This window comes from Helcobacillus massiliensis, from assembly GCF_033106145.1.
Taxonomy (GTDB): domain Bacteria; phylum Actinomycetota; class Actinomycetes; order Actinomycetales; family Dermabacteraceae; genus Helcobacillus; species Helcobacillus massiliensis.
This window is the reverse complement of sequence record NZ_CP136959.1, coordinates 745,358-758,351: the sequence shown is the minus strand read 5'-3', so window position 1 is coordinate 758,351 and position 12,994 is coordinate 745,358. Positions and strand designations below refer to the sequence as shown.

Below are 12,994 nucleotides of genomic sequence, written 5' to 3'. Positions count from 1 at the left end.
GAGGATCAGCCGGCGGTGCGGGCCGGAAGGGTTCTCGGCATCCAGCTCGGGCGCTTCTCCTCGAACGCTGCGATATCGGCCTCATAGCGCATCGTCAGGCCGATGTCGTCCAGGCCCTCCATGAGACGCCAGCGGGTGTAGTCGTCGATCTCGAAGCCGAAGGTGAGGTCGCCGCATTCGACGCGGCGCTCCACCAGGTCCACGGTGATCTCCGTACCCGGTTCGTTCTCCAGCTTCTTCTGGATCTGCTCGATGTCCTCCGGTGCCAGCTGCGCGGCCACGAGGCCCTGTTTGCCGGCGTTGCCGCGGAAGATGTCCGCGAAGCGGGAGGAGAGGACCGCGGCGAAGCCGTAGTCGCGCAGCGCCCACACGGCGTGCTCACGAGAGGAGCCGGTGCCGAAGTCGGGGCCGGCGACGAGCACGCTGCCCCTGGTGTACGGCTCCTGGTTGAGGACGAACTCGGGGTCGCTGCGCCACACGCTGAACAGGCCGTCGTCGAACCCGGTCTTGGTGACGCGCTTGAGGAACACGGCGGGGATGATCTGATCGGTGTCGACGTTCGAGCGGCGCAGCGGTACGCCGATGCCGGTGTGGGTGGTGAACTTCTCCATGAGGTGGTCTCCTTGGGGGGCGCGGCCGCCGTCGGTGGGGCCTGCGGGTGCAGATGGGGCCGACGGGTGCTGGCGGTGGATCGGGTCAGATGAGGTCGGCGGGCGAGCTGAGGGTGCCGCGGACCGCGGTCGCGGCGGCGACGACCGGCGACACCAGGTGGGTGCGGCCGCCCTTGCCCTGGCGTCCCTCGAAGTTGCGGTTCGAGGTGGAGGCGGAGCGCTCCCCCGGCTTCAGCTGGTCCGGGTTCATGCCCAGGCACATGGAGCACCCGGCCTGGCGCCATTCGGCGCCGAACGCTTCGAACACGTCGCCGAGGCCCTCCTGCTCAGCCTGGATGCGCACCCGTGCCGAGCCGGGCACCACCATGACGCGCACCTCGGGGTGCTTCTTCTGCCCCTTGATGACCTCGGCGAACGCCCGCAGGTCCTCAATGCGGCCGTTGGTGCACGAGCCCATGAACACGGTGTCCACGCGGATGTCCTTGAGCTTCTGACCCGGCACGAGGTCCATGTACCGCAGCGCCGATTCCGCGGCTTCGCGGTCGATGTCATTGGTGAAGTCCTCGGGCGCGGGAACGGTCGCGGACAGCGGCAGCCCCTGTCCCGGGTTCGTGCCCCAGGTGACGAACGGCTCCAGCTCATCGGCGTCGATGACGACCTCGGCATCGAACTCGGCGCCCTCATCGGTGGGCAGAGTGCGCCAGTACGCGACGGCGTCGTCCCAGTCCTTGCCCTGCGGCGCGTGCGGGCGCCCTTTGACGTACTCGAACGTGGTCTCATCCGGGGCGATCATGCCGGCACGGGCACCGGCCTCGATCGACATGTTGCAGATCGTCATGCGGCCCTCCATCGAGAGGGCGCGGATCGCCTCGCCCCGGTACTCCAGCACGTACCCGGCGCCGCCGCCGGTGCCGATCTTCGCGATCACGGCGAGGATGATGTCCTTCGCGGTGACGCCGGGCTTCAGCGACCCGTTGACGGTGATCGCCATCGTCTTGAACGGCTTCAGCGGCAGCGTCTGGGTGGCCATCACGTGCTCCACCTCGGAGGTGCCGATGCCGAAGGCGAGGGCGCCGAACGCGCCGTGGGTGGAGGTGTGGGAGTCGCCGCACACCACGGTGATGCCGGGCATGGTGAGGCCGAGCTGCGGGCCCACCACGTGGACGATGCCCTGATCGGCGTCTCCGAGGGGATGGATGCGCACGCCGAACTCCTCGGCATTGCGGCGCAGGGTGTTGATCTGGGTGCGGCTGGTGATGTCCGCGATGGGTTTGTCGATGTCGATCGTCGGGGTGTTGTGGTCCTCGGTGGCGATCGTCTGGTCGACCCGACGCAGGGTGCGACCCTCCTGGCGGAGTCCGTCGAACGCCTGCGGGCTGGTGACCTCGTGGATCAGCTGCAGGTCGATGTAGAGGAGGTCGGGTTCGCCGTCGGTTCCGCGGCGGACCACATGGTCCTGCCAGACCTTCTCTGCGAGAGTGCGCGCCATGGTGCGGGCTCCTTGCTGCGTCGGCTCGGGCCTCGGATGAAGGCCCACCTGTTTCGGAATTCGGACCAACTATTTCGAGGTTCGGGACGAGTCGCACTTGCGTCTCAACGGCTAAGACGGCAGTCTTAGGTCATGAACAACGCGAAAGAAGATCAGGGAAGCGGCGTCGGCGTTCTCGACAAAGCCGCCGCCGTGCTCGGGGCGCTCGAGGCCGGCCCCGCCACGCTCGCGCAGCTCGTCACCTCGACCGACCTCGCCCGACCGACGGCGCACCGCCTCGCCGTGGCGCTCGAACACCATCGCCTCGTGGCCCGCGACATGCAGGGCCGCTTCATCCTCGGCCCGCGCCTGACGGAGCTCTCCGCAGCCGCCGGCGAGGACCGCCTGCTCGCCGCTGCAGGCCCCGTTCTCGCGTCGCTTCGCGACCACACGGGCGAATCCGCACAGCTCTACCGCCGCCAGGGCGAGCACCGCATCTGCGTGGCCGCTGCAGAGCGCCCCATCGGACTGCGCGACTCCGTCCCCCTCGGGGCCACGCTCACGATGAAGGCGGGCAGCGCCGCCCAGATCCTCCTCGCGTGGGAGGAGCCCGATCGCCTGCACCGCGGCCTGCACGGCGCGCGGTTCACGGCGACCATGCTCTCGGCAGTGCGCCGGCGCGGCTGGGCGCAGTCCGTCGGCGAGCGCGAAGCGGGCGTCAGCTCGGTCTCCGCGCCCGTGCGCGGCCCGAACGGCCGGGTCGTGGCGGCCCTGTCGATCTCCGGACCGCTGGACCGGATGACTCGCCAGCCGGGGCGGCTGCACGCTCAGGCTGTGATTGCGAGCGCGAACCACCTCACCGAGGTGCTGCGCCGCGCCGCCGGCTGAGACCGGGCAGGTCTCAGACCCGCTCGAGCCAGACCGGCGTGTGCGCGTACTGCAGCAGCGACACCGTGGTCGGTGCTGCGGAACGCCGCTCCTCGCCCTGCGTGCGCGCAGCGGCGACGATCATCCGAGTGCCCTCGGCGCGCTGGATCAGGGCCTTCGCACTGTGGTCCTCGGTGTAGGGAGTCATATCGACCTCCACATCTTCATGATGGCGGGCGACGATCCGCTTCGCCTCCTCCAGCACCCTCGGCCATTCGGCGTGCGGGATCGCGATCGACGGGTACACCCGCAGCGAGGTTCGGTGCAGCTCCGCCAGGCGGGCCGCTCGGGTGACGATCTGCTCGAAGGACTCCTGGCCGTCGTAGAACGCGGCGATGGGGCCGTCGTCGATGCTGCCGCGGACCACCACGACGTTCGCGCTCGCGCGGGCGATCAGCGCGAGCGAGGTGGAACCGACGATGAGGGCAAGGAAGCGCCCGAGGCCGCGCGAGCCCACCACGATGGTGTCGTTCGGCCTCTGCACCGACAGCAGCACGTCGAGGGCCCGGCCGTCCACGACCTCACCGGTGACCATCGCATCGGGCGCTTCATCGCGCGCAACGGCGATCGCCTCCTCGACGAGCCGATCCGCGGACGCCTTCAGTCCGGAGCCGCTCACACCGGGGACCGGGTCGACGTCCACGCCCATGAGGGGCCAGACGAAGGCGTGCACGAGGTGCAGGGGACGGCCGGTGAGAACCGCGTGCTGGGCAGCCCAGCGGATCGCCTTGTCCGCTTCCTCCGTGTCACCGATGCCGACGATGATGCGCCCGATTCCGCCTGTCATGTCCGTCTCCTTCGTCCGAGCTGCTGATGTGCCTCCAGTCTACGGGCATGACGAAAGAGCCGGGACCATGATGGTCCCGGCTCTTCCTACCGTGTACCCCGTACCGGATTTGAACCGGTGTTACCGCCGTGAGAGGGCGACGTCCTAGGCCGCTAGACGAACGGGGCCTTGGAACAGCGCTCACCCATCGAGACGGATGGATGATTGCGATTCCCTGTACCCCGTACCGGATTTGAACCGGTGTTACCGCCGTGAGAGGGCGGCGTCCTAGGCCGCTAGACGAACGGGGCCTCGGCATCTCTGCCGTGTTCCGCACCGAAGTGCAGATCGCTGGGGTACCAGGACTCGAACCTAGAACAACTGAACCAGAATCAGCCGTGTTGCCAATTACACCATACCCCAAGGATGGTCAGTTCTGATCTCCTTACGGAGGTCTTCCCTGCAACGGAATACAACATTACATGCCCCCTGGGGACCATGCCAATCCGAGGCGGAGAAGTGTGGCGCGGCCAACGTCCGCCGGCCGCGCCACCAGGAATCAGGCCTGGTCAGGCTGCTCCGCCAGCACCGTCAGGAAGCTGCGCAGGCGCGCCAGTGTGGACTCCCTGCCCAGCAGATCCATGGACTCGAACAGCGGCGGGGAGACCCGTCGGCCCGAGACGGCGGAGCGCAGCGGACCGAAGGCGAGGCGCGGCTTGATGCCCATCTCGTCGATGATCGAGGCGCGCAGCGTCTCCTCCAGCTTCTCCGGGGTGAAGTCGGAGTCGCCGAGGCGCTCGATGTCGTCGATCGCGCGCTGCACCACGGCAGCGGGGTCATCGCCGAGCTTCTTCAGCGCGTCCGGCTGGATCTCCAGGTCCTCGTCGGCCGTGAAGAGGAACGCGAGCAGCTCAGGCGCCTCGGAGAGGAGGTTCATGCGCGGCTGCGCCAGCGGGGTGGCGCGCTTGAGCAGGTCCAGCTCCTCCTCGGTGATCGGCACGGAGGTGACCTCCGCCTTCTCGAGGTACGGGATCATACGGGCGGTGAATTCGTCCTCGTCCAGCATCCGCATGTGGTCGGCGTTGATGGCCTTCGCCTTCTTGATGTCCACGCGGGCCGGGTTGGGGTTGACGTCGTGGACGTCGAACTTCTCTACGAACTGCTCGCGGGTGAAGATGTCCTCGTCCGCGGAGTAGCCCCAGCCGAGCAGCGCCAGGTAGTTGACCATGCCCTCGGGGATGAAGCCGTCTTCGCGGTAGAGGAAGAGGTCGGCCTGCGGGTCGCGCTTGGAGAGCTTCTTGTTCCCCTCCCCCATGACGTACGGCAGGTGGCCGAACTCGGGGATGCGCTTGGCGACGCCGACGGCCATCAGCGCGCGGTACAGCGCGATCTGCCGCGGCGTGGAGGACAGCAGGTCCTCTCCGCGCAGCACATGGGTGATGTCCATCAGGGCATCGTCCACCGGGTTGACCAGCGGGTACAGCGGCTGGCCGTTCGCACGCACCACCACGTAGTCCGGGGTGGAGCCCGCCTTGAAGGTGATCTCGCCGCGCACCACATCGGTGAACGTGATGTCCTCATCCGGCATGCGCAGGCGCCACACCGGTTCGCGGCCCTCGTCGCGGAACGCCTGCTTCTGCTCCTCGGTGAGGTCGCGGTCGAAGCCGTCGTAGCCGGACTCCTTCGGACGGCCGGCGTCCACGTGGCGCTGCTGGATCTCCTCCGCGGTGGAGAACGACTCGTAGATGAAGCCGCCCTCCTTCAGCTTCTCGATCACGTCCTGGTAGATCTCACCGCGCTGCGACTGACGGTACGGGCCGTGCGGACCGCCCACCTCGACGCCTTCGTCCCAGTCGATGCCGAGCCAGCGCATGGCGTCCAGCAGCTGCAGATAGGACTCTTCGCTGTCGCGCGCCTGGTCGGTGTCCTCGATGCGGAACACCAGCTTTCCGCCCATGTGGCGGGCGTAGCCCCAGTTGAACAGGGCGGTGCGGACCAGGCCCACGTGCGGGGTGCCGGTGGGCGACGGACAGAACCGGACGCGGATCTCGTCGGTGCTCTGCGGTGCGGTCTCGGTTGTCACGGGTGTGTCTCCTCGGAGAGTTGTGGGTGGGAAGGGTGTCAGAGGGTCGCGGCGCTGCTGATGGGGGTGGTGAGCTCACCGATGCCCTGGATCCGGACGGTGACGCGGTCCCCGTCGGCCACCTGGTCCACCCTGGCGGGGGTGCCGGTGAGGATGACGTCACCGGGCAGCAGGGTGGTGACGCGGGAGACCTCGGCGATGATGTCCGCGACCGGGTGGATCATGTCCGCGGTGGTGCCGTCCTGCTGCGCCTCGCCGTTGACCTCGGAGCCGATCGCGAGGGCCGACGGGTCCAGGTCCGTCTCGATCCACGGGCCGAGCGCACAGGAGGTGTCGAACGCCTTCGCGCGGAACCACTGGTCCTCCTCGCGCTGGGAGTCCCGGGCGGTGAAGTCGTTGCCGCAGGTGTAGCCGAAGACGACGCCCGCCGCGGCGGACGCATCGACGTTCTTCGCCATCTGCTTGATGACCACGGCGAGCTCCGCCTCGAGGGACACCTCACTGGAATAGGTGGGGATGAACATCGGCTCCATCGGACCGATCACGGCGGTGTTCGGCTTCATGAACAGCAGCGGCTGCTCGGGCGCCTCCCCGCCCATCTCCTTCGCGTGCTGCGCATAGTTCTTGCCCACGCACACCACCTTCGAGCGCGGGATCACCGGGGACAGCAGTCGCACGTCCTCCAGCGGTCGAATCACGCCGTTGGGCGTGATCTCGGTGAACAGGGGGTCTCCGGCGAGGCCGTAGACCATGTCGACGCCGTCCTTCTCCTGGACGATGCCGAACATCGGGTCAGAGCCGTCGGTGAATCGTGCAATGCGCATGCCTCCAGTCTAGGCCCCGTGCTCCGGCGGCCCCGTCGGCCCCCGTCCGTACACTGGGGCGCATGGATCTCACCGCTGTTCTCACCGCCCAGGAGGCGACCGCTGAGCGCTCTCGGCACGAAGGGCGCGCCGATGCGCTGACGGCCGCTCACCGCGAGCGCCGGGCCCGACATGAGAAGCACCCGGTGGAGGACTTCCTGCACACCTACTACCCCTTCTCCCCCGCGTTCCTCCGGCGGTGGCACCCGGGGTGGAGAGTCGGCTACGAGGCCGACGCGGACCGGGATCTGGCCGGGGTCGGGGACGTGGTGGAGGACGGAACCCGTCGGCACTACATCGACTCCCGCTCCCCCGCCGGCGGGGCTGCCGTGCGCCGCGCCGACGTCGCCGGCTTCCTTGCGAAGCGGGCCGACGCGGTTCGCTTCATGCATCGGCTCCTGACCCGCTCGCAGCTCGGGGTGCGGCCGGCGAACCTCTCCTGCTTCGGGCTGCACGAATGGGCGATGGTGTACCGGCTGCAGCCGGGTCAGCAGCGGCACGAGGATCTGCCGCTGCGCCTCGGCCAGGCTGAGACGGACCGGGTGGTGGAGGCGAACCAGCTGGTGTGCTCCCACATCGACGCGTTCCGGTTCTTCACGCCGCAGGCCGTCCCGCGCAATTCGATGGAGCCCACGCGGGCGACCCAGGTGCAGCGCGACAACCCGGCGTGTCTGCACGTGGGGATGGACCTGTACAAGTGGGCGGCGAAGCTGGTGCCGCTGGTGCCGAGCAGCCTCGTGCTGGACTGCTTCGAGCATGCGCGCAGCACCCGTGTGCTCGATATGGAGGCCTCCCCGTATGACGTGCGGCCGCTCGGCTACGGGGTGGTCGCGATCGAGACCCCGGAGGGGAAGGCGGAGTACGTGCGCCGCCAGAAGGAGCTGGCTCAGGGGGCGCAGCAGCTGCGCCGACGGATCCTGGAGCACCTGGATCCGCTGATCGCGGCGGGCTCCGAGGAGGATGCGCACCGCCTGGGCTCCGGCGCGCACCGCTCCCGATAGGCTGGCGGTGTCCAGCCCAGCCCCCATCCAAGGAGTGCGCGTGACCGACCGCCGCGCCGTCTTCATCGATTTCGACGGAACCCTCGCCGACCACGGCGTCATCCCGCCCGCGCACATCGACGCGATCGCCCGCGCCCGTGCCCATGGCCACCTGATGTTCCTGTGCACCGGCCGCCCGCTCGGCATGGTGCTGCCCGAGGTGGAGGAGCTGTTCGACGGCGTGGTCCTGTCCGCCGGCGCCTATGTCCGTATGAACGGCGAAGTGCTGCTGGATGAGGCGTTCCCGCCTCCGATGGCGGAGCGGGCGGTGGATGTGCTCCAGTCCGAGGGGATCGGCTATGTCGCTGAGTCCTCCTCCGGTCTGCACGTACCGGCGGATCAGATGGAGGCCTACACCTCCTACATCCGCTCCGTGCAGAAGGACCTGCCGGAAGCGCAGCCCGGTTCGATCGGCAACGGCCCCATCGACATCATCCGCGACATCACCCCCATGCCGACGGACCGCACTCCGCGGATCACGAAGATCGCGGTGTTCGGCTGCCGCCGGCCCATCGCCGAGATCGCCGCGGACATCTCCGAGGAGCTGAACGCACTGCCGAACTCACTGGACTCCAATGATCTCGCCTCCGGTGAGATCCATCTGGCGCGGATCGACAAGGCCGATGGCGTGCGGTTCGTGGCGGACCATCTGGGGATGGAGATGTCGGCGACCGTCGGCATCGGCGACGGCGCGAACGACGAGAAGATGCTGAGGACCGCCGGCACCGGGGTGGGCATCGAAGGATCGCCGCAGTACGTCATCGATGCGTCCGACTGGTTGGTGCCCGGCCCGTCCGGTCACGGGGTGCAGCTGGCGTTCGAGAAGCTCGGAATGATCTGATCGCCGCCGCCTGAGGGGCTTGAGCGCAGCCCGCCTGCGACAATGGGGGCATGACCTCTCTCCTGGCCTCCTTCCTGCCCGAGTCCTCCGGTGGGGACCAGATCGTCGACGCCTTCGTCGAGGCCCAGGCCTCCGTGGGTCGCACCCTCTACCCGCACCAGGAGGAGGCGCTGCTGGCGATCGCCGCCGGAGAGCACGTCATCGCGGCCACGCCCACGGGGTCGGGGAAGACCACCATCGCGTACTCCGCGCTGTTCGCAGCCATGGCCCGCGGGGAGCGCGCCTACTACACGGCGCCGATCAAGGCGCTGGTGAGCGAGAAGTTCTTCGAGATCGTCTCCATGTTCGGTGCCGAGATGGTCGGCATGATGACCGGTGACGCCGCGGTGAACCATGATGCGCCGATCATCGTGTGCACCGCGGAGATCCTCGCCAACCATGCGCTGCGCGACGGCGCCGACTCCGACATCGGAGTGGTGGTGATGGACGAGTTCCACTTCTACGGTGACTCCGAGCGCGGCTGGGCGTGGCAGGTGCCGCTGCTGGAGCTGACCGATGCGCAGTTCGTGCTGATGAGCGCCACGCTCGGTGACGTCGCCTTCTTCGAAGAGGACCTGAACAAGCGCACGCACCGATCCGTCACCACCATCTGGGATGCGCCGCGGCCGGTGCCGCTGGACTTCCGGTGGGCCACCACTGACCTCGAGGACACCATCAGGGAGATCCTCGAGAGCCGCGACGCCCCCGTCTACATCGTCCACTTCACGCAGGCGAACGCGCTGCAGCAGGCGCAGAACCTGCTGGGCTGGAACATCCTCACCAAGGACGAGAAGGCGCAGATCCGGGAGCTGATCGGGGACTTCCGCTTCTCGCGCGGCTTCGGGAAGATCCTCTCCAAGCTGGTGCGCGAAGGCATCGGGGTGCACCACGCCGGCATGCTGCCGAAGTACCGGCGTCTGGTGGAGCGCCTCGCCCAGTCCGGGCTGCTGAAAGTCATCGCCGGCACCGACACCCTCGGGGTGGGCATCAACGTGCCGATCCGCACCGTGCTGCTGACGGGGCTGGCGAAGTTCGACGGCCGCACCACCCGCCTGCTGAACTCCCGGGAGTTCCACCAGATCGCGGGCCGCGCCGGTCGCGCCGGGTACGACACGGTGGGGCACGTTGTGGTGCAGGCGCCCGAGTGGACGGTCGAGTTCGAGAAGCAGAAGGCCCGCGCCGCGGCCCGTGCCGAATCGGGGAAGGCACCGAACAATGCGAAGAAGAAGCGCAGAGAGCCGAAGGCGAAGGTCCCCGAGGGCGCCGTCAACTGGACCGAGGCGAACCTGACGAAACTGGTGGAGAACCCTCCGGCGCCGCTGCGCGCCCACATGCGCATCACCTCCTCGATGCTGCTGGCGCTCATCGCACGGCCCGGAAGCGCCGCCGCCCACGCACGGCAGCTGATCGAGACGAGCCACCAGACACCGGCGCAGAAGCTCGCCCTGAAGCGCCGCGCTATCGAGCTGTTCCGCGGCCTCACCGAATCGGAGATCGTGGAGGTCACCGGCACCGCTGACAACCAGGGCCGCCGCATCCACCTGGTGGAGGACCTGCAGCTGGACTTCCAGATGAACCAGCCGCTGGCGCCGTTCGCGATCGCGTTCCTCGACTCCCTTGATGAGGACTCCCCGGACCTCACGATGGACACCGTCTCCACGATCGAGGCGATCCTGGAGGACCCGCGGCAGATCCTGCTCGCCCAGCAGGGCACCGCGAAGCGCCGTCTGCTGGCGGAGCTGAAGGCCGACGGGGTCGAGTACCAGGAGCGGATGCAGCTGCTGGACGAGGTGACGTGGCCGAAGCCCTTGGCGGAGGAGCTGGAGGCGGCGCTGGAGATCTACGCGAAGCAGCGGCCCTGGGTGCCGCTGGATGACCTCTCCCCGAAGTCGATCGTGCGGGAGCTGTTCGAGACCGGTTCCACATTCAGCGAGTTCGTCTCCCGGTATCAGCTGATCCGCTCCGAGGGCATTGTGCTGCGGTACCTCTCGGACGCCTATCAGACCCTGAGGCGCACTCTGCCGCAGGAGCTGCGCACCGACGAGGTCGAGGACATCATCGAATGGCTCGGCGTGCTCGTGCGCGGTGTGGACTCCTCCCTGCTGGACGAATGGGAGGCGCTCGCCCATCCGGAGGACGGCGACGGCCACGACGGCGCCGACGAGATCCGGCCCGACTCCCCGCGCGCCCTCACGGCCCAGACGAAGGTGGTGGAGACGATGATCCGTCAGGCGATGTGGCGCCGCGTGGAGGACTTCGCCTTCGAGCGCGAAGAGGACCTCGGCCAGCTCGGTGACGACGACTGGGACGCTGACCGCTGGGGCGAGGCCATGGACGAGTTCTATGACCTGTACGACCATGTCGTGATCGAGCCGCAGGCCCGCGATCCGCGCCTGCTGCGGATCACGAAGGAGTCGAAGCAGTGGCTGATCACCCAGACCGTCATGGACCCCGATGAGAACAACGACTTCGTTCTGCAGGCCGTGCTCGATGTCGACGCCTCCGATGAGGCCGGGGAGCTCGCCCTGTCGATGGAGTACGCCGGGGACATCGCGAAGGCGCCCTGGCGCTGAGCACGCCGTGATCAGAGCCGGCGACTAGGCTGGAGCGCATGAACGACGTCGAAATCTTCATTCCCGGGCGCGAGAGCGCCGAGGCCGACGGTTCCCTCCAGGAGCGCAGCGAGTTCCTCACCACCGTGGAGGAGCTGCGCGCGGAGGGCCTGCCGATCCTGGTCTACTCCACCGACGACCAGCCGGAGGCGTTCACCGCCTGCGAGCACGTCAAGGACATGATCGACGTCTCCGGTGAGGACATCCTGCCGATCACCCTGCTCGGCAGCGAGATCCTCGGCGTGTACGCCTACCCCACCGCTGAGAAGATGCGCCGCTTCGCCACCACCGAGAAGGACACGCCGCGCGGCCCCTCCAACGCCTGCGCACCCGGCCGGGGAAGCGCCGGCCAGGGCGGTGCCGACGGCACGGGCGAGGGCACGGCACCCGTCGGCCGGCAGAAGCCCGCCGGCCTCGCCGCCATGCTGCGCGGACCCGAGCCGAACGCGCCGGACATCGGCGCCCGCCGCAACCTCATGGGCGGCGACACCGGCGACGGCCTGCCCACCCCGGGCGGCGAGGAGAGCGGCCGGTGACCTTCGACTTCCCCGTCGCAGACCGCTACCGCGGCCTCGCCACCTCCCCCGTCAAAGAGATCTTCGCCCTCGCGGCCCGGCCGGACGTCGTCTCCTTCGCCGGCGGCATCCCCGACCCTGCCCTGTTCGACCTCGACGCGGTGCGGCGCTGCTACGACTGGGTGCTCACCCATCAGGGACAGCGCGCCCTGCAGTACGGCGTCACCGAAGGCGAAGCCGAGATGCGCGAACAGGCCGCGGCACGGATGTCCCGCTTCCTGCCCACCTCCGCGGACCAGGTGCAGATCACGTCAGGGTCCCAGGAGGGCCTGTTCATCGCCGCGCAGGCGCTGCTCAACGAGGGCGATGTGATCCTCGTGGAGTCCCCCACCTATCTCGCCGCTGTGCAGGCGTTCGCTGCGCACGGAGCGCGGGTCATCGGGGTGCCGTGCGATGACCATGGGGTCCTGCCGGACGCTCTCGAGGCCGCGATCGGCGAGCACTCCCCCGCCGCGCTGTACCTCATCCCGAGCTTCCAGAACCCGACGGGGCGCACCATGCCGATGTCCCGCCGCGAACAGGTCGGTGAGATCGTGCTGCGCCACCGCCTCGCCCTCATCGAGGACGACCCGTACGGGGACCTGCGCTTCTCCGGTGAGGCGCTTGCGCCGATCGCGTCGCTGCCGGGGCTGTCGAAGCAGACGCTGCTGATGAACTCGATGTCGAAGCTGATGAGCCCGGGCGTCCGCATCGGCTGGACCCGCGCCGAAGGCCCCATCGGGCAGACCCTCGCCGTGGCGAAGTCAGCGATCTCGATGCAGTCCTCCGTGGTGGACCAGCTGACCGTGGCCCGCTACCTGGAGACCGAAGACCTCGAGGGACACGTCGCGCAGGTGATCGACGTGTACCGGCACCGTCGCGACGCCATGGCGGACGCCCTCTCGGGCCGTCTCCCGGACAGCGCCCACATCACCTACCCGGAGGGCGGCATGTTCCTCTGGGCATCGCTCGGCTCCGGCATCAACGCCCAGGACATGCTGGCCGACGCCTGCGACGCCGGCGTGGCGTACCTGCCGGGCTGGTCGTTCTTCGCGCAGGCCCCCGACTTCTCGACGCTCCGGCTCAGCTTCGTCACCCACTCCCCCGACGTCATCGCGGAATCGATGGACCGACTCGTGGGCGTCATCGACCGCACCCTCGAGCAGCCGATCTGACCCGGCCGGCGCGGG

Annotated in this window: 11 protein-coding genes and 3 tRNA genes; 6 read left to right on the top strand and 8 right to left on the bottom strand. The window is 68.7% G+C overall.

The window, feature by feature from the left end; translation table 11 throughout:
- Positions 1–5 precede the first annotated feature (5 nt).
- Together leuD and leuC are read right to left on the bottom strand one after the other, a co-directional pair.
- Entirely contained in the window at positions 6–611 is a 606-nt protein-coding gene (gene leuD / locus R3I40_RS03545; RefSeq protein ID WP_183374015.1) for a 3-isopropylmalate dehydratase small subunit, read from the bottom strand.
- Between the two features lie 85 nt (positions 612–696).
- Positions 697–2,100: a 3-isopropylmalate dehydratase large subunit gene (leuC, locus tag R3I40_RS03540; protein WP_239374968.1), complete on the bottom strand. Its 1,404-nt coding sequence runs from the start codon at positions 2,098–2,100 to the stop codon at positions 697–699.
- 132 nt (positions 2,101–2,232) lie between these two features.
- Here leuC and R3I40_RS03535 point away from each other — a divergent pair, with 132 nt between their 5' ends.
- Positions 2,233–2,967, top strand: a complete 735-nt coding sequence (locus R3I40_RS03535; RefSeq protein ID WP_183374011.1) for an IclR family transcriptional regulator — start codon at positions 2,233–2,235, stop codon at positions 2,965–2,967.
- 13 nt (positions 2,968–2,980) lie between these two features.
- Here the strand turns inward: R3I40_RS03535 and R3I40_RS03530 are convergent, their stop codons facing one another.
- The 6 genes from R3I40_RS03530 to R3I40_RS03505 all read right to left on the bottom strand — a co-directional run bounded on the left by R3I40_RS03530 (position 2,981) and on the right by R3I40_RS03505 (position 6,679).
- Entirely contained in the window at positions 2,981–3,793 is an 813-nt protein-coding gene (locus tag R3I40_RS03530; RefSeq protein WP_183374009.1) for a universal stress protein, read from the bottom strand.
- 94 nt (positions 3,794–3,887) lie between these two features.
- Positions 3,888–3,960: transfer RNA gene (locus R3I40_RS03525), tRNA-Glu, on the bottom strand.
- Between the two features lie 50 nt (positions 3,961–4,010).
- Positions 4,011–4,083, bottom strand: a tRNA-Glu gene (locus tag R3I40_RS03520).
- Between the two features lie 40 nt (positions 4,084–4,123).
- Positions 4,124–4,195 (bottom strand) — tRNA-Gln (locus R3I40_RS03515).
- Between the two features lie 136 nt (positions 4,196–4,331).
- Positions 4,332–5,855 (bottom strand): glutamate--tRNA ligase, encoded by a 1,524-nt coding sequence (gltX, locus tag R3I40_RS03510; protein ID WP_285262074.1) that lies wholly within the window; start codon positions 5,853–5,855, stop codon positions 4,332–4,334.
- Between the two features lie 38 nt (positions 5,856–5,893).
- Positions 5,894–6,679, bottom strand: a complete 786-nt coding sequence (locus tag R3I40_RS03505) for a fumarylacetoacetate hydrolase family protein (protein WP_285262073.1) — start codon at positions 6,677–6,679, stop codon at positions 5,894–5,896.
- A gap of 62 nt (positions 6,680–6,741) precedes the next feature.
- Between R3I40_RS03505 and R3I40_RS03500 the strand changes: the two genes are divergently transcribed.
- Genes R3I40_RS03500 through R3I40_RS03480 form a run of 5 tightly spaced genes read left to right on the top strand, consistent with a single transcriptional unit; the run spans position 6,742 to position 12,979 of the window.
- Positions 6,742–7,719: a 3-methyladenine DNA glycosylase gene (locus R3I40_RS03500; RefSeq protein WP_285262072.1), complete on the top strand. Its 978-nt coding sequence runs from the start codon at positions 6,742–6,744 to the stop codon at positions 7,717–7,719.
- Positions 7,720–7,759: 40 nt separating this feature from the next.
- Entirely contained in the window at positions 7,760–8,599 is an 840-nt protein-coding gene (locus R3I40_RS03495; RefSeq protein WP_285262071.1) for an HAD family hydrolase, read from the top strand.
- Positions 8,600–8,649: 50 nt separating this feature from the next.
- Positions 8,650–11,211 carry a DEAD/DEAH box helicase gene (locus R3I40_RS03490; RefSeq protein WP_239374984.1) on the top strand — a complete coding sequence of 854 codons (2,562 nt, stop codon included), beginning with the start codon at positions 8,650–8,652 and terminating at the stop codon, positions 11,209–11,211.
- Between the two features lie 38 nt (positions 11,212–11,249).
- Entirely contained in the window at positions 11,250–11,786 is a 537-nt protein-coding gene (locus tag R3I40_RS03485) for an arsenic metallochaperone ArsD family protein (protein ID WP_183373997.1), read from the top strand.
- Positions 11,783–12,979, top strand: coding sequence for an aminotransferase-like domain-containing protein (locus R3I40_RS03480; protein ID WP_285262070.1), 1,197 nt, complete (start codon positions 11,783–11,785; stop codon positions 12,977–12,979). Before R3I40_RS03485 ends, R3I40_RS03480 begins: the two co-directional genes overlap by 4 nt.
- Positions 12,980–12,994: the final 15 nt, after the last annotated feature.